18 protein-coding genes and 1 tRNA gene are annotated in these 17448 nt (G+C 50.1%); 3 read left to right on the forward strand and 16 right to left on the reverse strand.

The features are described 5' to 3' along the window. Positions 1 to 29 precede the first annotated feature (29 nt). The 9 genes from CVU71_11655 to CVU71_11695 form a co-directional block, all read right to left on the reverse strand. Positions 30 to 380, reverse strand: a complete 351-nt coding sequence (locus CVU71_11655; GenBank protein PKN18164.1) for a hypothetical protein — start codon at positions 378 to 380, stop codon at positions 30 to 32. A 59-nt stretch (positions 381 to 439) separates the two neighbouring features. Then, the gene (locus CVU71_11660) at positions 440 to 1093 is read right to left on the reverse strand and encodes a hypothetical protein (GenBank protein ID PKN18165.1); all 654 of its coding nucleotides are present in this window, start codon (positions 1091 to 1093) and stop codon (positions 440 to 442) included. Continuing rightward, a complete protein-coding gene (gene mtnA / locus CVU71_11665) occupies positions 1035 to 2099 on the reverse strand; it encodes an S-methyl-5-thioribose-1-phosphate isomerase (protein ID PKN18166.1) in 1065 nt (354 codons plus the stop codon). Before mtnA ends, CVU71_11660 begins: the two co-directional genes overlap by 59 nt. Next, entirely contained in the window at positions 2096 to 3523 is a 1428-nt protein-coding gene (locus CVU71_11670; protein ID PKN18167.1) for an Asp-tRNA(Asn)/Glu-tRNA(Gln) amidotransferase GatCAB subunit B, read from the reverse strand. Before CVU71_11670 ends, mtnA begins: the two co-directional genes overlap by 4 nt. After that, the gene (gene gatA / locus CVU71_11675) at positions 3523 to 4980 is read right to left on the reverse strand and encodes an Asp-tRNA(Asn)/Glu-tRNA(Gln) amidotransferase GatCAB subunit A (GenBank protein PKN18168.1); all 1458 of its coding nucleotides are present in this window, start codon (positions 4978 to 4980) and stop codon (positions 3523 to 3525) included. Before gatA ends, CVU71_11670 begins: the two co-directional genes overlap by 1 nt. Positions 4981 to 5100: 120 nt before the next feature. Further along, positions 5101 to 5388: an Asp-tRNA(Asn)/Glu-tRNA(Gln) amidotransferase GatCAB subunit C gene (gatC, locus tag CVU71_11680; protein PKN18169.1), complete on the reverse strand. Its 288-nt coding sequence runs from the start codon at positions 5386 to 5388 to the stop codon at positions 5101 to 5103. A gap of 46 nt (positions 5389 to 5434) precedes the next feature. After that, complete coding sequence (locus CVU71_11685; GenBank protein PKN18170.1) at positions 5435 to 6490, reverse strand: histone deacetylase; 1056 nt, start codon at positions 6488 to 6490, stop codon at positions 5435 to 5437. Positions 6491 to 6575: 85 nt separating this feature from the next. After that, positions 6576 to 6776 carry a hypothetical protein gene (locus CVU71_11690; protein PKN18171.1) on the reverse strand — a complete coding sequence of 67 codons (201 nt, stop codon included), beginning with the start codon at positions 6774 to 6776 and terminating at the stop codon, positions 6576 to 6578. A 23-nt stretch (positions 6777 to 6799) separates the two neighbouring features. Beyond that, positions 6800 to 6886 (reverse strand) — tRNA-Leu (locus CVU71_11695). A 115-nt stretch (positions 6887 to 7001) separates the two neighbouring features. Here CVU71_11695 and CVU71_11700 point away from each other — a divergent pair. Together CVU71_11700 and asd are read left to right on the forward strand one after the other, a co-directional pair. Then, a complete protein-coding gene (locus CVU71_11700) occupies positions 7002 to 7934 on the forward strand; it encodes a riboflavin biosynthesis protein RibF (GenBank protein PKN18172.1) in 933 nt (310 codons plus the stop codon). 19 nt (positions 7935 to 7953) lie between these two features. After that, positions 7954 to 9033 carry an aspartate-semialdehyde dehydrogenase gene (gene asd, locus CVU71_11705; GenBank protein ID PKN18173.1) on the forward strand — a complete coding sequence of 360 codons (1080 nt, stop codon included), beginning with the start codon at positions 7954 to 7956 and terminating at the stop codon, positions 9031 to 9033. Between the two features lie 176 nt (positions 9034 to 9209). Here the strand turns inward: asd and CVU71_11710 are convergent, their stop codons facing one another. The 7 genes from CVU71_11710 to def all read right to left on the reverse strand — a co-directional run bounded on the left by CVU71_11710 (position 9210) and on the right by def (position 15985). Continuing rightward, a complete protein-coding gene (locus tag CVU71_11710) occupies positions 9210 to 9644 on the reverse strand; it encodes a hypothetical protein (protein PKN18174.1) in 435 nt (144 codons plus the stop codon). A gap of 324 nt (positions 9645 to 9968) precedes the next feature. Continuing rightward, complete coding sequence (gene lipA, locus CVU71_11715) at positions 9969 to 10883, reverse strand: lipoyl synthase (protein PKN18175.1); 915 nt, start codon at positions 10881 to 10883, stop codon at positions 9969 to 9971. A 27-nt stretch (positions 10884 to 10910) separates the two neighbouring features. Then, entirely contained in the window at positions 10911 to 12353 is a 1443-nt protein-coding gene (locus CVU71_11720; GenBank protein ID PKN18176.1) for a glycine dehydrogenase (aminomethyl-transferring), read from the reverse strand. An 11-nt stretch (positions 12354 to 12364) separates the two neighbouring features. Beyond that, positions 12365 to 13690, reverse strand: a complete 1326-nt coding sequence (locus tag CVU71_11725) for an aminomethyl-transferring glycine dehydrogenase (protein ID PKN18177.1) — start codon at positions 13688 to 13690, stop codon at positions 12365 to 12367. Positions 13691 to 13695: 5 nt separating this feature from the next. Continuing rightward, a complete protein-coding gene (gene gcvH, locus CVU71_11730; GenBank protein PKN18178.1) occupies positions 13696 to 14094 on the reverse strand; it encodes a glycine cleavage system protein H in 399 nt (132 codons plus the stop codon). Between the two features lie 19 nt (positions 14095 to 14113). Next, complete coding sequence (gene gcvT, locus CVU71_11735; protein PKN18179.1) at positions 14114 to 15205, reverse strand: glycine cleavage system protein T; 1092 nt, start codon at positions 15203 to 15205, stop codon at positions 14114 to 14116. A 210-nt stretch (positions 15206 to 15415) separates the two neighbouring features. Beyond that, complete coding sequence (gene def / locus CVU71_11740) at positions 15416 to 15985, reverse strand: peptide deformylase (protein PKN18180.1); 570 nt, start codon at positions 15983 to 15985, stop codon at positions 15416 to 15418. Positions 15986 to 16117: 132 nt separating this feature from the next. Between def and CVU71_11745 the strand changes: the two genes are divergently transcribed. Next, a complete protein-coding gene (locus tag CVU71_11745) occupies positions 16118 to 17377 on the forward strand; it encodes a coproporphyrinogen III oxidase (protein ID PKN18181.1) in 1260 nt (419 codons plus the stop codon). The last annotated feature ends 71 nt before the right edge of the window (positions 17378 to 17448 follow it).

Here is a 17448-nt window from a genome sequence, read left to right on the forward strand (position 1 = left end):
CCAGTGACCTTGGCACTTAAAAGAAAAATTTACGAGATGATATCCAGAAGCGACTTTTGCATTTCATCGGCGGTTTTCACAATAAGCATATTTGATTCAAAAGCATATTGCGTAACCATTTGATCAATAAACTCTTCTTCCATCGTCACATTGGAAGATTCCCGCTCCTCGCCGGTTCTTTCATTTGTCCCCAGCGAAATGCCCGGCGTGCTAATCTGTTCAATCGTTACCTGCACGCCGCCGGACGCCGCTTCCTGTAAATCCACACGGCTTTTCTTGAACTTATCCGTATTGACATTGGCTATGTTATTAGCGTTTACATCCAACTTCTTATCAAAGGCTCGAAGCGCGGTAAGTGCTATTCCGAATGCATCCGACATCTTGTTTCCTCCATATATCTCTTCATTATAATCGGAAACGGGTGCCTAAAACTTAAACATCAGCCAAGCTTCAATAAATCTTCCGGTTTATCAAACAGATAGTCAGGTTGAACCGCCGCCATTTTTTCTTTGCTATGCCAGCCCCAGGTGACACCAACGGTTTTAACGCCGGCCTCTTTGCCCTCCTTCATATCGCCGGTGGTGTCTCCGATATAGTAAATGTCGGAAAGTGTGACGTTATATTTTTCGATAACATGAAGAATTTTGTCTTTTTTGCTGAGCATAAAGTCCGAACCCAGGATCTCCTGAAAAATCCCTTCAAAATCATAGAGACGCAATGCTTCCGCAATAGTCGGTGTATCATTGGACGAAATAACAATCATGGGATGATTTTTTGCAAGTTCACGTAAAACCGGCCTGATCGCGTCAAAAGGTTTCATTTCGGCATAATTAACCTTGGAAAGAATATCCACGGAGGCGGTCATGAATTTTTCCAGATCCACCCCCTTTTCCACAAGAGATTCGTAAAAATTCCCCTCAAAGAGTTCCAGAAATTCTTCGCGTCCGCGCTTCAGGGGTTGATTGATGCGCTCCAGACAGTCCGTTACGGTTTTTTCATAGACATCAATCGAATCAACCAGCACGCCGTCGAAATCAAAAAGCAGTAACTTCATCTGTTTCCTTTTTTCGTAAACGAGCAATTCCCGGACCATACGGGCGGGTGATCACCCCTTTTTCCGTAACAATCGCCGTAATATATCTTGCGGGTGTGATATCAAAAGCCGGATTGTAAACGCTCACTCCTCTCGGCGCTGTCGGGACACCGCGAAAACAGGTTACTTCGTCAGCTTGCCGCTCTTCGATGGGTATTCCCGAACCCGTTTTAATGGAAAAATCAAACGTGGAAAGAGGCGCTGCGACATAAAAAGGAATCCGGTGCGCCCGTGCCAGAACAGCAAGGGAATAAGTGCCTATTTTGTTCGCCGTATCACCATTGGCCGCAATGCGGTCCGCGCCGACAATGATTTTGTCAATTTTACCCTGCTGCATCAGAAAACCGGCCATATTGTCGGTAATCAAGGTAGCGGGAATTTTTTCCTTCTTCATTTCCCAGGCGGTAAGCCTTGCGCCCTGCAGCACAGGTCTTGTTTCATCGACGTAGACGTGCAGTTTTTTGCCCTGCCCGCAGGCGGCGCGGATAACGCCCAGCGCCGTTCCGTAGCCGGCGGTGGCCAGAGCGCCCGCGTTGCAATGCGTCAGAACGTTGTCGCCGCAGGCCAGCAACCAGCTGCCATGTTGACCCATCAGGCGATTAATCTCGATATCTTCGGCACAAATACGCTTGGCTTCGGTTACCAGTCCAAAGGTCAGGTTTTGCCTTCCGGAAAGAACGGCCTTATCCAGATATCTTTTCATCCTCTCCAGCGCCCAGAATAAATTGCGCGCGGTAGGTCTTGCTTTGGCAATCTCATCGCAAATTGCGTTAAAGGTCTTTTGGAATTTTTCGACAGACTTTGTTGGAATGGATAGCGCGCCCAGAGCGGCACCCAGGGCGGCGGCAACTCCGATAGCCGGTGCGCCACGCACGGTTAAATCTTTAATTGCGGCAATCACCTGCCCGTAATCTGAACAGACCACCTGCCGTTCAATCGCCGGCAGGGCATTCTGATCAATCATGACCACCGTGTTGTTTTTCCAGAAGACTGTTTTAATCATCAAGCAAGCATCTTTTTAAGCAGGTCGTTGACCAGTTGCGGATTGGCTTTCCCCTGGGTTGCTTTCATCACCTGGCCGACGAAGAATCCGAAGAGCTTTTCTTTTCCGCCCCGATAATCTTTAAGTTGATTGGGGTTGGCTTCTATGATCGCCGTAATGGTTTTAATCAGTTCACCCTCATCGGTAATCTGCACCAGGCCTTTTTCCTTGACAATCTCCTGCGGCGGCTTGCCGGTTTTATACATCTCGTCAATGACGTCCTTGGCCATTTTACCGCTGATGGCGCCTTCCTCAATCAGTTTGATCATGTCGGCCAGCGACTTGGCGGTGATGGGACATTGACGAATATCGCGTTTATCCTCATTGAGAAAACGCAGCACATCTCCCATGACCCAGTTGCTGGCCTGTTTCGGTTTGCCGCAAAGCTTGACCACGTCTTCATAGTACAGAGCCAGCGCTTTATCGGCAGTGAGTACGCCAGCATCGTAAGCGGGAATCTGATACTCTTTCACAAACCGCTCGCGTTTTGCTAAGGGTAACTCCGGCAGTTCTTCACGAATCCTGGCAATCCAGGCTTCATCCACCATCACCGGCACCAGATCGGGATCGGGGAAGTAGCGATAGTCATGTGCTTCTTCCTTGCTGCGCATGGAATTGGTTACGCCCTGCGCGTCATCCCACAGGCGCGATTCCTGAATAATTTTCTGGCCGTTTTCCACCAGATACTGCTGCCGTTTGACTTCATACTCCAGCGCGCGCTGTACATTACGGAAGGAGTTCATGTTTTTGAGTTCCGTGCGGGTGCCGAATTCCTTCTGCCCCACCGGCCGGATCGATACGTTGGCGTCACAGCGGAAAGACCCTTCTTCCATGTTGCCGTCGCAGATTTCCAGATAGACCAGAATTTCATGCAGGCGCCTGAGGTATTCCGCCGCCTCTTCCGGCGAGCGCAAATCCGGCTCACCGACAATTTCAATGAGCGGCACGCCGGTGCGGTTCAAATCGACATAACTTGAAGGATTATTTTCATCATGAATCAACTTGCCCGCGTCTTCTTCCATGTGAATGCGGGTAATGCCGATCTTCTTTGGTTCTCCGTCTCCCTCAAGCAATATGTAACCGTGTTCCGCCAGCGGATAGGCGTATTGGGAAATCTGATAGCCCTTGGGCAGATCGGGATAAAAATAGTTTTTCCGCGCAAAGCTGTTGGATGGATTGATGGTGCAGTTGGTCGCCAGCGCCATTTTCATGCCGTATTCGACAACTTTTTTATTGAGCACCGGTAAAACGCCGGGCATCCCTAGGCAAACCGGGCAGGCGTGGCTGTTGGGCGCCCCGCCGAATTTTGTGGAGCAATTGCAGAATATCTTGGTGTCCGTTAACATTTGGGCGTGGACTTCCAGCCCGATGACTGTTTCAAATTCCATTATAACGTCGGCCTCCTTTTTTTCATGGCGGCGTTCTTTTCGTACGCCGAGGCAATTTGCAGCAGTTTGCCTTCCTCGAAATGACTGGCCAGAAACTGCACACCCAGGGGCAGCCCGGCAGCGGTAAAACCGCACGGCACGGAGATGCCCGGAATCCCCGCCAGATTGGCCGAGATGGTGAAGATGTCGGACAGATACATTTGCAGCGGATCGTCTGTTTTCTCACCGATTTTAAACGCGGGTGTCGGCGCCGTGGGTGTGAGAATAACGTCGCATTGCTTAAAGGCTTCATCAAAGTCCCGGCGAATCAGCGCCCGCACCTGCGATGCTTTGCCGTAATAGGCATCGTAATAACCGGCGGACAAGGCGTAGGTGCCGATCATGATGCGGCGTTTGACTTCTGCGCCAAACCCCTGCATGCGGGTTTTTTGATACATTTCAGCAAGGTCACGTGCATCCGCCGTTCGAAAACCATACTTCACACCGTCATAACGCGCCAAGTTGGAAGAGGCCTCGGCCGGAGCAATGATGTAATAAACCGCCACACAGTACTTCGTATGCGGCAGAGAAATATCGATGCACTGGCCGCCGCACTGCTGCACAACCTCGATGGTTTTTTTAACGGCCGCGCTTACCTCCGGATCGATGCCTTCGATAAAATATTCTTTGGGGATGCCGATTCTCCACCCTTTGATATCGCGTCCGATAAATTGCCGGTAGTCGGGAACTTCCGTCCGGACGGACGTGGATTCTTTGGGATCATAGCCGGCCATTACATTCATCATGATCGCGCAGTCTTCCACATCTTTCGTAAAAGGTCCGAGCTGATCCAGTGACGACGCAAACGCGATCAAACCGAAACGCGACACGCGGCCGTAAGTGGGCTTCAGGCCGACAATACCGCAAAGAGCCGCCGGCTGCCGAATCGATCCGCCGGTATCGGAACCTATCGAAGCGATGCATTCGTCGGCGGCTACTGCCGTGGCCGACCCACCGCTGGAGCCGCCCGGGATGCGTTCCAAATCCCACGGATTGCGCGTCGGACCAAAATACGATGTTTCCGTGGAGGAACCCATCGCGAATTCGTCCATATTGGCTTTGCCTACAAACACAGCGCCGTTATCACGCAGTTTTTCCACGACTGTTGCGTCATAAGGCGGCACAAAATTATGCAGGATGTGCGAACCGCAGGTGGTCGTAATACCCTTCGTGCAGACGATATCTTTAAGCGCAATGGGAATTCCGCTTAACGGTCTGATATCGCCCTTTTTGATGTTCTCGTCGGCTTCGGCCGCCGCGGCCATTGCTTGTTCTTTCATCAGGCGGATGTATGAATGCACCCGATCTTCAACCGCGTCGATGCGTGAAAAAACGGACTCGGCCAGCTCTACTGCCGTTACGCTGCCGCTTTTTATTTTTTCCTGCAGTTCATGAATGGTTAATGAATATAACTCCATAAAATCCTCTATTTCTTTTATACAAATCTGTTCATTTCGGAAAAAGTCAGAACTTTTGTGTACCTTCTTGTGACTTCGCTCCACCCCGGCAATTTTCAGGCTGCCAGGTTTCCGGAACGATCAGTCAATAACTTTCGGCACCCGGAAAAACTCTCCACGCGCGTCGGGCGCGTTGGCCAGAGCACCCTCCGTTCCCAGCGAGTCCATCACCTTATCTTCACGAAAAGCATTGGTAACGGCAATCGCGTGAGTCATCGGCGCTACACCCGTCGTATCCAGCTCATTGAGCTGATCGATATAGAGCAAAATATCGTTGAGCTGAGCGGTAAATTTTTCCTTTTCCTGATCCGCAACTTCCAGCCGTGCTAATTTAGCAACGTATTCAACATCCTGTGTGCTTAGCTTCAAAATACCTCCTTATACCAAAAGTTGCTATCAAACATTTCACTTGGTATTAAAATACATCCCAGTAGCGCCGCATACCGGTAATCACTGATTGAATAGCCGGTTTGTTTTCCTCGTCGGCTTCATGCTCCATGGCATCCAGCTTTTTATCCGTGCAATGCGTTTCGTCAAACATCTCTTCCAGCGTCGCTTTGGCCGATCGGGCCAGGCCTACGACATTATAGCCGCCCTCCAGCACCGCCACGACCCGTCCTTTGCAGCATTTATCCGCAATATTGAGCAATACGCGTGCCATCGCGGCAAAGCCCTCCGGCGTAACACGCATTCCGCCCAGCGGGTCCTGATAATACGTATCGAATCCAGCCGAGACGAGAATCAATTCCGGTTTAAACGCATCCGCGATCGGCTCCAGAATTTTACGAAATGCCGCTATGAATGTCCCGTCAACCGCTCCGTGTCTGAGCGGCACATTGACCGTATAACCCAGAGCCTTACCCTCCCCTACCTCATGCAGGCTGCCCGTGCCCGGGTAATGGGGGTATTGATGCGTGGAAAAATACAAAACACGCCGGTCGGAATAAAAAATTTTCTGTGTTCCGTTACCGTGATGCAAGTCCCAATCCACAATCATGATTTTTTTCAGGCCGTGCTTTTTCATCGCGTGCATTGCGCCAATGGCGACATTGTTAAAAATGCAAAAACCGGCGGAATTTCCCGTGCCCGCGTGATGGCCGGGAGGACGCACAAATGCGAAAGCATTATTCACTTCTCCGGTCATCACACCGTCAATGGCATTCAACAGACCGCCTGCCGCCAGTCTGGCCGTATCATAAGTTTCCGCGCTGGCTATGGTATCGGAATCGAGAAATACACAACTCTGCCCGGCAGTTCCGGCAATAGTGTCTATATAGGATGGCGTGTGGATGTAAGCGATTTCGTCACGACTGGCCATCCGGGGCTCAATATCAACATACTTCCAGGACATGTGAGGGTTATCCAGCATTTCATAAACGGACATCAGCCGCTCGGGACTCTCCGGATGCGAAAAGCTGGAAGCATGCCGCAAATAACGGCTATCTTTGACAATTCCAGTTTTTCGGGACATACGCGCCTTCTTTCAGAAAAAGCTTTAGAGTGGCTGGACGTGTATCATAAATGATTTTAAAGAGCAAATGGTTCGAAACCGGGCGTTAAAGAGGGCGAAAGAACAAAAATTCAATGATTGCGTCGGGATTATCATAAATGCGCTCGAGTTGGCTTAGCCGCCGGCGGATGGCATCTTTCTTTAAAAATTCGGCTTTTTTGATTCGCAGTTCAAAATGCGGGAAGCAGCCGGACGAATAATATTGGCCCGAAGAGACTTTACAATAAAAAAGGGCAGTCACTTCCATGACTAACCCCTTGATTCTTCAAATGGTGCCGAAGAATGGATTTGAACCATCACAGGCGTACACCTACTAGACCCTGAACCTAGCGCGTCTACCAATTCCGCCACTTCGGCACGAGAGAAGTGACTATACTGAACGAAGGCATCTTGTCAAGTTAAAATGAACTTGAATTTAATACCCAAAATGCTATGTTGAAATGCTAATGAATTAAGTAATGGAAAAAAGATCATGATTATTTTTGAAGGAATCAAATCGATAACCAAAGATTTCCGGGGGGCATTTGTCACCATCGGCAATTTTGACGGCGTTCATCTGAGCCATCAGCATATTTGTCGCAAACTGGCTGCCGAAGCAAAAAGCGCCGGAAAAAAGTCTCTGGTGATTACCTTTGACCCGCATCCCAAGATGATCCTTCATCCGAATATCCGGCCCTTTTACCTGATTACCACCCGGACCGAAAAGATGGATTTGCTGGAAAGATGCGGCGTCGATGCGACGGTTATCATCACCTTTGACCAGCATTACTCCAAAACCACCGCCGAGCAGTTTGTGCAGGGGTTTTTGTGGGAAAAGCTGGCTATCACTAAAATTATTATCGGCCATGACTACACGTTCGGCCAGGCCAGACAGGGCAATGACGCCTACCTGAAGGCCCAGGGACGAAAACTGGGTTTTTCCGTGGAAGTGATTAAGGCGTTTAAAATCGACGATGAGATCGTCAGCAGCACGCTGATCCGCAATTACATTCTGGCAGGCAATGTCCGGACCGCCGCGAAGTTAATGGGGCGTTATTATAATGTTGCGGGCGCCGTAGTTACCGGAGCGGGCCGCGGCACAGGCCTGGGATATCCCACCGCCAATATCGAACCGGAAAAGGAACTGCTGCCGCCGCCGGGAATTTACGCGGCATTTGTTATGGTCGATGACCATCGATTCATGGGGGCGCTCAATATTGGAGCCAAACCTACTTTTGAAGACTACACATCCACGTTTGAGGTATTCCTTTTGGACTATACAGGCGACCTGCGCGGAAATAAAATAAATGTGCTTTTTGTGGAGAAATTGCGGGACATTGTCAAATTTGACGGTCCCGAAAGCTTGAAGCGACAGATCGCGCTGGATGTCGAAAGAACGAAAGAAATATTAAAATCAAACAAATAATTTTGGAGGAAATAGTTTTATGTTAAAAATTGCCATTGTGGGCGCGACCGGCATCGTCGGACAGCAGGCGATTGTCAGTTTACTCGGACATCCCTGGTTTAAAATAACCAAACTGGTTGCCTCGGAGCGCTCGGCAGAAAAGAAGTATATCGACGCGCTGCGGGATGCCAACGGCTCCATCCGCTGGTGGTGCACGGAAGAGCTTCCCGAAGACATCGCTAATATGGTTGTGGAAGAAGCGGCCAGCTTTGATCCGACATCCGTAGATATTATTTTTTCGACCATGGATACCGGTCCTGCCAAGGAACTTGAACCGAAATACGCAAAAACCACTCCGGTCATCAGCACCGCCTCCGCGTTTCGCTATGAAGCCGACACCCCGATTCTGGTGGGCGGCGTCAATATGGAACATGCGGCGCTTCTGGACATTCAGAGGAAGAACCGCGGCTGGAAGGGATTCATTTCGCCCAAATCCAACTGCACCATCGCCGGCCTGGTTGTTTCTTTAAAACCGATTCTGGACAACTTTGGCGTCAAGCAGGTCATGATGACCTCGCTGCAGGCCATGTCCGGCGCGGGCCGCACCCCGGGGCTTTCCGCGATGGATATGATGGAAAATGTTGTTCCGTATATCGCGGGCGAAGAACCGAAAGTGGAAACCGAGCCGCAGAAAATCCTTGGCAAGATGATGGGGGAGAAGATTGTCAACGCCCCGTTCGGCATCACCGCCGCGTGCAACCGTGTGCCGGTGCTGGACGGACATCTGGTGTGCGCATTCGTGCAAACCGAAAAGCCCTGCACGCCGGAAGATGTAAAACGGGTGATGGTCGAGTACGGCAAAGACTTTGCGGAACTGCATCTGCCCAGTTCACCCGCCCATCTGATCGATGTGACCGATGATCCGTTCCGCCCGCAGCCGCGCGTGGATCGCGACAAAGGCGGCGGTATGACCGTCACCGTCGGCCGAATCCGCAAGGATCCGATCATTGAAAATGGCATCAAGTATGTCTGCCTGGCGCACAACACCAAATTGGGGGCGGCTAAAGGCGCTTTGCAAACCGCTGAGTATCTGGTCAAAAATTATCTTAAACTCGTCTAACCGTAACAACGGGAGAGGAAAAGTGCGGCAGATGCCGCCTTCCCTCTCCCGCCATCATCAAAAGCACAAACAGTCTAAACGAACGAACCCCGCATCCGGAAGGCCAAGGTATTGCCCCGGATGCGGGGTTGAAATTGATAGAGCAGGAATGGATGGCTCACGCGCGGATAAAAAGCCTAATTTGCTTTTCCGATTTCTTCTTTATCATTTTTTATCCATGCCTTGCATGAAGCGGACACAACGTTTTCATGCTGATAAATACATTTTCCGATTCCCCCCGGCTGGAGATCGGCGTCTTTGCAGAATTTATTGATGTCGGCTTTACAATCCTGACGGAATCTCATCTTCCCTTTTGCTATTTCTCTTCTTTCCCCCTTCAAGCCTTCCATTTTCACTTCATAATCTCTGCATTCTTTAGTCAGCTCTCTTTCATGTTGTTCCAGACATCTCATGATTCCGTTATTTTCGGGTTTGACGTTTTTACAGAACTTTTCAATATCTTTCTTGCATGGGTTCTTGCCCGCCGCATCTACATTGGAACTGAACGCTACCAGCATACACAAAACAGCCAGCACTTTAACGGTGAAATAAAATCTTTCCATCTGTTTCATTTTTCCCTCCTTCTTTTTTACTACAAACAGCGCAGCCGGTTTTTGTTTTTAGGCTATGCCTGTCTCTTTAATTGGCCTTGATAAGTCCGACGACCGGGTATCTACTTTACTTGAGGCAAGAAAGCACGCGTATTGTTAGATTAATACGAGCCGGCAGGACAGAAAGCAATGGTAGTTAAGTAATAGCTTATTGACAGGTATAAGCCATCAAAAATGATGATCAAATATAAAGGATGGCAGAGTGTTTCTATGGAGTATTTAGAGCGATTGTCTTCCTGACGGACAAGCCGCCAAAAAAAATGCATATCAGGCAATATGACCATGTTACTTGAATGTCCCCGCCCTCGCCGCGTGATAGGAGCTGCGCACCAGGGGTCCTGCCTCTACATGTTGAAAACCTTTTGAGTAGGCGATTTCCTTGAACACGGCAAATTCATCGGGATGGTAATATTTGGCAACCGGCCAGTGTTTGAGCGTTGGCTGCTGATACTGCCCGATCGTCAGACGGGCGCAGGAAACGGATGCCAGATCATCGATCAGTCGCAGGACATCTTCCTTCTTTTCACCAAAGCCCACCATAAAGCCGCTTTTGGAAACAACCGGGGTTGACGCGACGCGGAAAAGCAATTGAAGAGAATGATGATAATCACCCTGCGGACGCAGCCCGCCAAACAGCGGCAAAACCACTTCCATATTGTGATTGATGACATCGGGCCTGGCGGCAATTACTTTTTCCAGCGCCCCGGGCTTATTTCGAAAATCGGGAATCAGGACTTCGATTTTACAGCCCGGAGCAGCTTGACGCAGCCGGGTAATGCAGTCGGCAAAGGCCTGCGCTCCGCCGTCTTGCAAATCGTCCCGTGTCACGGATGTGATGACGACATAATTCAGATTCATTATTTTTGTTGCCAGGATCAGATGCTCAACTTCCTTTTCATCGACAGGCAAAGGCTGATCGTGAGCAACATTGCAATAAAGGCAGTCTCTGGTGCAGATGTTGCCGAGAATCAAAAACGTGGCGGTGCCGCTTTGAAAGCATTCGGCCATGTTGGGACAGGCCGCTTCCTGACAGACGGTATGCAGCCTAAGGCCGGAAAGCGTTGAGCGGATTTGACGGCAGCCGTCAGCATAAGGCGGACGCACTTTGAGCCAGGGAGGTTTACGCAGAATTTCAGGGTTTTGCCGGTTGTTGATCATGAAGAGAGCCAGGGAAATTTGCAGGGAACAGCTAAAGGACATTCCCTGCGGTTTCGTTATAATGATTGCTTATGGTTTCTTCCAGCAAACATCCGGTTTGCGGGCGGCCAGCACTTCATCAAGACGGTTTACCGGCGTGGACAGTGGTGCGTCTTTCACCCGCTGCGGGTCTTCCTTTGCCTCCCGGGCAATGGCGATCATGGCATCGCAGAATGTGTCGAGCGTTTCCTTGCTTTCCGTTTCGGTCGGTTCAATCATAATGGCTTCAGGCACAATAAGGGGGAAGTAAATCGTCGGCGGATGATAACCGAAATCGATCAACCGCTTGGCCATGTCGCTGGTATGCACACCGTTTTCGGCTACCTGACGATTCCCGGAAAAAACGCACTCGTGCATGCACACACGGTCAAAAGGCAGATCAAAATAGGGCTTTAATCTTTCCTTGATGTAGTTGGCATTGAGCACGGCCATTTCCGTAGCGCGCGTCAGACCTTCCGCACCCAGTGAACGGATATAGGTGTAGGCCTTGACAATCACATTAAAGTTTCCGTAAAAGGCGCGCACCCGGCCGATTGTATCGGGAAAATCCGAAGACCATGCGTAGGTCGCGTCATTTTTTATAATCCGGGGCACCGGCAGAAAATTCACCAGTTTGGCGCCTACACCCACCGGACCGCTGCCGGGGCCGCCGCAGCCGTGCGGCGTGGAAAATGTCTTGTGCAAATTCAATTGAATGACGTCAAACCCCAGATCGCCGGGCCTCGTCTTTCCCAGAAACGCGTTGGCGTTGGCGCCGTCACCGTAAAGCAGCCCGCCTTTACCGTGAATGATTTGCGCCACTTTTTCGATATTGCGTTCAAAAAGGCCCAGCGTATTGGGATTGGTGAGCATTAATCCCGCCACATCCTCCGTCATTAATGATTCCAGATGCTCAAGATCAACGCCGCCTTCAGGATTGGAACGCAGGGTCACCGTGTCAAAACCGCACAGCGCACCGGAGGCGGGATTGGTTCCGTGCGCGGCATCGGGAATCAAAATCAGATGGCGCGCTTCACCCTTCTGTTCATAATATTTCTTGATCATCATGACGCCGGTCAGTTCGCCGTGCGCTCCGGCCGCGGGTTGCAGCGTAAAATCGGCCATGCCGAAGATGTTGCTCAAAAGCTTCTGCATGTCATACATTAATTCCAGATTACCCTGGGCAAATTCATCCGCCGCTTCGGGGTGTAATCCGGTAAAACCGGGCAGGGCCGCAACATTCTCATTAATCTTGGGATTGTATTTCATGGTGCAGGAACCCAGCGGATAAAACCCGAGATCGACGCCGAAATTTCGCCGCGATAGATTGGTATAATGCCGCACCAGATCTACTTCCGCCACTTCGGGCAGATCCAGATCATCCCGCAAATATTTTCCGCCGATTACTTCCCCGAGATTAATGGCCGGCACATCGCTTGCGGGTATGTCCGCCGCACTGCGTCCGGATTTACTTCTTTCAAAAATGAGTTCCATCCCCGTTCCCCTTATTTTATGATCTCTACCACTCGATCCATATCTTCTTTGGAGAGCATTTCCGTCGCACAAAAGAGCAGCGTATTATCCAGTTCCTGATAATCTTTCTGCAAATCATAAGCGCCGATCATCCCTGCCGCCGACAACTTTTTATTGACCGTTCGGACATCGGGACTGCGCAGGGCAAATTCATTATAAACGGGAGCGGAAAAAACCTCCTTCCATCCCGGCAGTTGCAGAAGTTTGTTTTTCAGATATTGCGTTTTGTAGATATTGAGCTCAGCCAGCCGCTTAAGATTCCTGCCCAGAGCGGCCAGATAAACGCCAGCCGCAAGCGCGCAGAGCGCTTCATTGGAGCAGATGTTGGACGTCGCCTTTTCCCGGCGGATATGCTGCTCACGTGTCTGCAGCGTCAGAACGAATCCGCGTTTGCCGTTTTTATCGACCGTCGCACCGGCAAGCCGGCCCGGAATACGTCGCAGAAATTTTTCCCGCGCGGCAAAAATTCCCAGATAAGGGCCGCCGTAGTTGACCGGATTACCGAAGCTCTGCCCCTCACCAACAACAAAATCCGCGCCGGAGGCCCCAGCCGGTTGCAGGATGCCCAGCGATGTGCCGTCGGTAAACCCGGCAATCAGCAGGGCGCCATTTTCATGAGCGGCTGCGGCAATCGGTGTGATATCTTCAATGCATCCGAAAAAATTCGGGCTTTGCACGACGACCGCCGCAACGCTGTCATCCAGCGCATTTTTCAGTGCGGCCAAATCAGACTGGCCGGTTGCCGCATAAGGCATCTCGGTGATGGTATAACCGTTCGACCAGCAGTAGGTCTGCAAAACCTGCCGGTACTGCGGATTGACCGAACGGGCAACAACAATCCTTGAACGGTTGGACATCTTGCCGCAGAGCACCGCCGCTTCCGCCATGGCCGAAGCGCCGTCATACATGGAGGCATTGGCGATCTCCGTTCCGGTCAAATGAGCGATCATGGTCTGGTATTCGTAAATGGCCTGTAAAATGCCCTGGCTGATTTCCGCCTGGTAAGGGGTATAGGCGGTGTAAAATTCGGCGCGCCCGATGATATGGCCGACCACTGCGGGAATGTAATGAGCATAAGCGCCCGCGCCGGTAAGTGTTACGCGCGGCGCCATATTTTTCCGGCTCATCGCCTGCATCAGTCCGAATGTTTCCTGCTCGGATAAAGAAGCCGGTATGCCGGGCATTTGCTTGATGCGGAATTTTTGCGGGATATCGGCAAACAGTTCTTCAATGCTTCCTACGCCGATAGCCGCCTGCATTTGATTGATATCGTGAGGCGTGTGGGGGCAATAGTCCATTTTGTCTAATGTTTCTCCTCTTTAATCAAAGCGCTGTAAGCAGCGGCATCAAGCAGTGATTTCAGCTCTTCGGCGTTACTGAGTTTCAACCTGGCGATCCAGCCCTCATTGAATGCATCCTGATTGATAAGCTCCGGCGTTTCTTCCAGAGTTTTATTGACGTCAATGACTTCACCGCCAACCGGCGCGAAGACATCGGATACGGATTTAACGGACTCGACTACAGCCATCGGTTCGCCCTTCGCCACTTTTTTGCCGATCGGGGGCAGTTCCACAAACACAATATCCGTCAGCATTTCCTGGGCGTAATCGGTAATGCCGACCACAGCCGTCCCGTCGCCGTTGTCTTTCACCCATTCATGATCTTTGGAATACAATCTGTCAGTGGGGTTTGATTTGGACATCACGATTCTCCTTAGTGAATTATTTTTGCCTTTTATAAAATGGAAGCTTTACGACTACGGCCGGGCTTACGGTATCCCGAATGTTGACAGATATCTCCGTATCCGGAGCCGCGAATTCAATATCGACAAAAGCCAGGCCAATCGCCTTATTCAAGGTTGGCGAAAATGTGCCGGATGTCACGATGCCAATCTCTCTGGCATCTTTGGCGACCTTGTAATTGTGCCGCGCGATGCCCCGCCCGGTCATCACCAGTCCGACCAGCTTTTTCTGAATGCCGTGATCCCGAATTGCCGTCAGAGCGGGTTTGCCCGCAAAATCCTTATTCCAGTCGACAAGCCAGCTATAGGGCACTTCCAGCGGACTGACCTCCTCGGTAATATCCTGACCGTTAAGCATCATACCGGATTCCAGGCGCAGGGTGTCGCGTGCGCCCAGTCCCGCCGGTTTCAAACCGGATGCGGCGCCTGCTGCCATCAATTTGTCCCAGATGAGCCCAATCTGATCGGCGGACGCGTAAATTTCAAACCCGTCTTCACCGGTATAACCGCTGCGGGAAATCACGGCCTGCACTCCCGCCACCTGCGATTCAATAAAATGATAGAAACGGATTGCCTTTAAATCAGCTGCGGTCAGCTTCTGTATAATTTCTTCTGAGCGGGGTCCCTGCAAATCCAGCTTGCCGGTTTTGTCGCTGATATCTTCCATCCGGCAGTCAAACTTTCTTTCCTGGAGAATGGATTGGACACGCAGGAAATCACTATCACGCGTTGTGGCGTTGGTGACCAGCATGTAAAAATCTTCCGCCATTTTATACACGGTCAAATCGTCAATGATACAGCCTTTGTCGTTAAGCAAAGCGGAGAGTTTGACCTGACCCGTTTTTTGCCCTGCCAGATCCCGCGTCAGCGCAAACTGGAGCAGATCAAGCGCCTGCGGCCCTTTAACTTCAATTTCTCCCATATGGCAAATATCGAAAAGCGTCGCGCTTTCGCGGGTCGTTTTATGTTCATCAATCACGTTCGAATATTGCACGGGCATGGCCCAGCCGCCGAAATCAATAATTTTAGCTTGCAGGTCAACATGTTTTTCATATAAAGGCGTTTTTTTCATGGATAATACCCGGCATTCCTCAAAGATTTGTATTTTTCAACGCGGTACCGTTACTCCCAATGAACCGGAAAATGAAATCAGAAATTCTTGTGACGATTATGGCGGAACGACTACTACAACTTGTGCGACATTTCAAGATTTAATCCCGCTCACGCGGGACGAGCGTTAATTTCACCGCAGTTTGCTGCGAGGTGCTTGATTAAACGCCGGTTATTTAAAAAGTTTATCAATTAAAGCCTGCTTGTTTTTCGGATAATAAAGATTACCCTCATAATCCACAATTAACTTGCCGTCGAGATGATCGATTTCATGCTGCACAACCCGGGCGGTATAATCCAGATATCGCCTGCTGATTTTTTCGCCTTTTTCATTCAAGGCGCGGATCTTTACTTCGGGAAAGCGGCTGACTTCAATTTGAATGTCCGGACAGGAGAGGCAGCCTTCCGTCGCCGTCACTTTTTCACCGCGCGCCTGGGTAATGCGCGGATTAACCAGAACGTCATAATCATCAGGACTCATTTTTTTCTTCTTATCATCGACGGTCTTATTGCGGAAAATAATGATTCTTTTGTTGATGCCGATTTGCGGCCCGGCAAGACCGGATGCATCATCCCGACAGGTAAAGGATTCAATCAGCGCCTTGATTTCCGCCTGTTCTTCCTTGTTCAGCGGTGTTTTTATTTCGACCGACTTTTTTCTCAGAACGGAAGTGTCGGCTTCGTTAACACCATCGTCATTCCATAGGGTTAAAACTCTTTTGGGAGCCATATCTTTCACCATCGGGGTGGTTTTCTTTGGCGGTATAACACCTATCGGATGTTATTTCAAGTAAACGACGCTTGCAAATTCCTTCCATCTTTTGTTAAACAGATAACCAATTATGTTAATTTGATGAAAGACATGGAATGATTTGTGATTAATCAAATAGTTACCCATATAACAAGGAAACAGTTCGCCCTCGCCCTGAATTTTAAAGACGGCATTGTCCCCGAACTGCCTGCCTGTAAAGATGAACAACAGCGACTGCTTTATATCCATATTCCTTTTTGCGAAGAACTCTGCCCCTACTGCTCTTTTCATCGCGTCCGACTGGATGAAACCCTGGCGTTTAAATATCATCAGGCCCTCCGCAGCGAAATGGCCCTTTACCGTCAGAAAGGTTACCGTTTTACAGGTATTTATGTCGGCGGCGGCACGCCGACTGTGTTGATTGATGAATTAGCGGAAACTTTGCGCTTGGCCCGGGAATTGTTTCCCATCACCTCTGTATCCGTGGAAACGAATCCCAACCACCTGACCGATGCCAATATCAATATCCTGAAACAGGCGGGCGTCAACCGGCTTTCCGTTGGCGTGCAGACTTTCAACGATGATTTACTCAAAAAAATAGCCCGTTATGACAAATACGGATCGGGCAAAGAAATCGCTTTCCGCCTCCGGCGAACCATGGGGTCGTTTGACACCGTCAACGCCGACATGATTTTCAACTTTCCCGAACAGACAGCCGGCATGCTCGATGCCGATCTGGCGGTTTTGCTGAAACTCCAGATGCAGCAGATCACTTTTTATCCCCTGATGGTTTCGACACTCACCCAGCGTCTGATGCAGGAGACATTGGGAGAAGTCAACTTCCGTCGTGAGAAATCCTATTTCAATCTGATCCTGCGGCGTCTCGGGCGGCAATATGATTCTTCTTCGGCCTGGTGCTTTTCCAGAAAGAAAACCGGCCAATCGCTGATTGACGAATATGTCGTGGATTTTGATGAATACGCCGGATTGGGAAGCGGCGCCATCGGTTATTTAAACGGAGTCTGCTACGCCAATACTTTTGATATCGACCGCTACATTGCCGATCTGACGGGAGGCAAACTGCCTCTCCAGGCTGCGCGCAGGTTCGATTTGCCCGACCGGATGCGCTACGACTTCCTCATGAAGCTGTTCAGCACAAAAATGAATGTCAATGAGCTGGACAAAAAATACGACGGCAAATTTTTTACAACCTTATGGAAAGAAATGGCCGCTTTCACACTGGCCGGGTCGTTTCGTTACTTTTCCCCCAACTTGCATTTAACGCCGCGCGGACGCTATCTGTGGGTGATTATGATGCGGGAATTTTTCATCGCGGTCAACAATTTCCGCGATTACTGCCGGAAACAAGCCGGATTGATATAGTACCTTCTTATGAAAAAGAAGGAGATGTCATTTCGAAGGAACGAAGTGACTGAGAAATCTTTATCGTTGTT

It is taken from the genome of Deltaproteobacteria bacterium HGW-Deltaproteobacteria-6, from assembly GCA_002840435.1.
Classification (GTDB): Bacteria; Desulfobacterota; Syntrophia; order Syntrophales; family Smithellaceae; genus UBA8904.

Bases quoted from the DNA above. Each gene is read 5' to 3' on its own strand.
- CVU71_11690 (PKN18171.1), bottom strand. From the start codon at position 6,776: ATGGAAGTGACTGCCCTTTTTTATTGTAAAGTCTCTTCGGGCCAATAT.
- CVU71_11685 (PKN18170.1), bottom strand. From the start codon at position 6,490: ATGTCCCGAAAAACTGGAATTGTCAAAGATAGCCGTTATTTGCGGCAT.
- lipA (PKN18175.1), bottom strand. From the start codon at position 10,883: ATGTCCTTTAGCTGTTCCCTGCAAATTTCCCTGGCTCTCTTCATGATC.
- asd (PKN18173.1), top strand. From the start codon at position 7,954: ATGTTAAAAATTGCCATTGTGGGCGCGACCGGCATCGTCGGACAGCAG.
- CVU71_11660 (PKN18165.1), bottom strand. From the start codon at position 1,093: ATGGTCCGGGAATTGCTCGTTTACGAAAAAAGGAAACAGATGAAGTTA.
- gatA (PKN18168.1), bottom strand. From the start codon at position 4,980: ATGGAGTTATATTCATTAACCATTCATGAACTGCAGGAAAAAATAAAA.
- CVU71_11700 (PKN18172.1), top strand. From the start codon at position 7,002: ATGATTATTTTTGAAGGAATCAAATCGATAACCAAAGATTTCCGGGGG.
- def (PKN18180.1), bottom strand. From the start codon at position 15,985: ATGGTGAAAGATATGGCTCCCAAAAGAGTTTTAACCCTATGGAATGAC.
- gcvT (PKN18179.1), bottom strand. From the start codon at position 15,205: ATGAAAAAAACGCCTTTATATGAAAAACATGTTGACCTGCAAGCTAAA.
- CVU71_11670 (PKN18167.1), bottom strand. From the start codon at position 3,523: ATGGAATTTGAAACAGTCATCGGGCTGGAAGTCCACGCCCAAATGTTA.
- CVU71_11655 (PKN18164.1), bottom strand. From the start codon at position 380: ATGTCGGATGCATTCGGAATAGCACTTACCGCGCTTCGAGCCTTTGAT.
- gcvH (PKN18178.1), bottom strand. From the start codon at position 14,094: ATGTCCAAATCAAACCCCACTGACAGATTGTATTCCAAAGATCATGAA.
- CVU71_11720 (PKN18176.1), bottom strand. From the start codon at position 12,353: ATGGAACTCATTTTTGAAAGAAGTAAATCCGGACGCAGTGCGGCGGAC.
- CVU71_11725 (PKN18177.1), bottom strand. From the start codon at position 13,690: ATGGACTATTGCCCCCACACGCCTCACGATATCAATCAAATGCAGGCG.
- CVU71_11710 (PKN18174.1), bottom strand. From the start codon at position 9,644: ATGAAACAGATGGAAAGATTTTATTTCACCGTTAAAGTGCTGGCTGTT.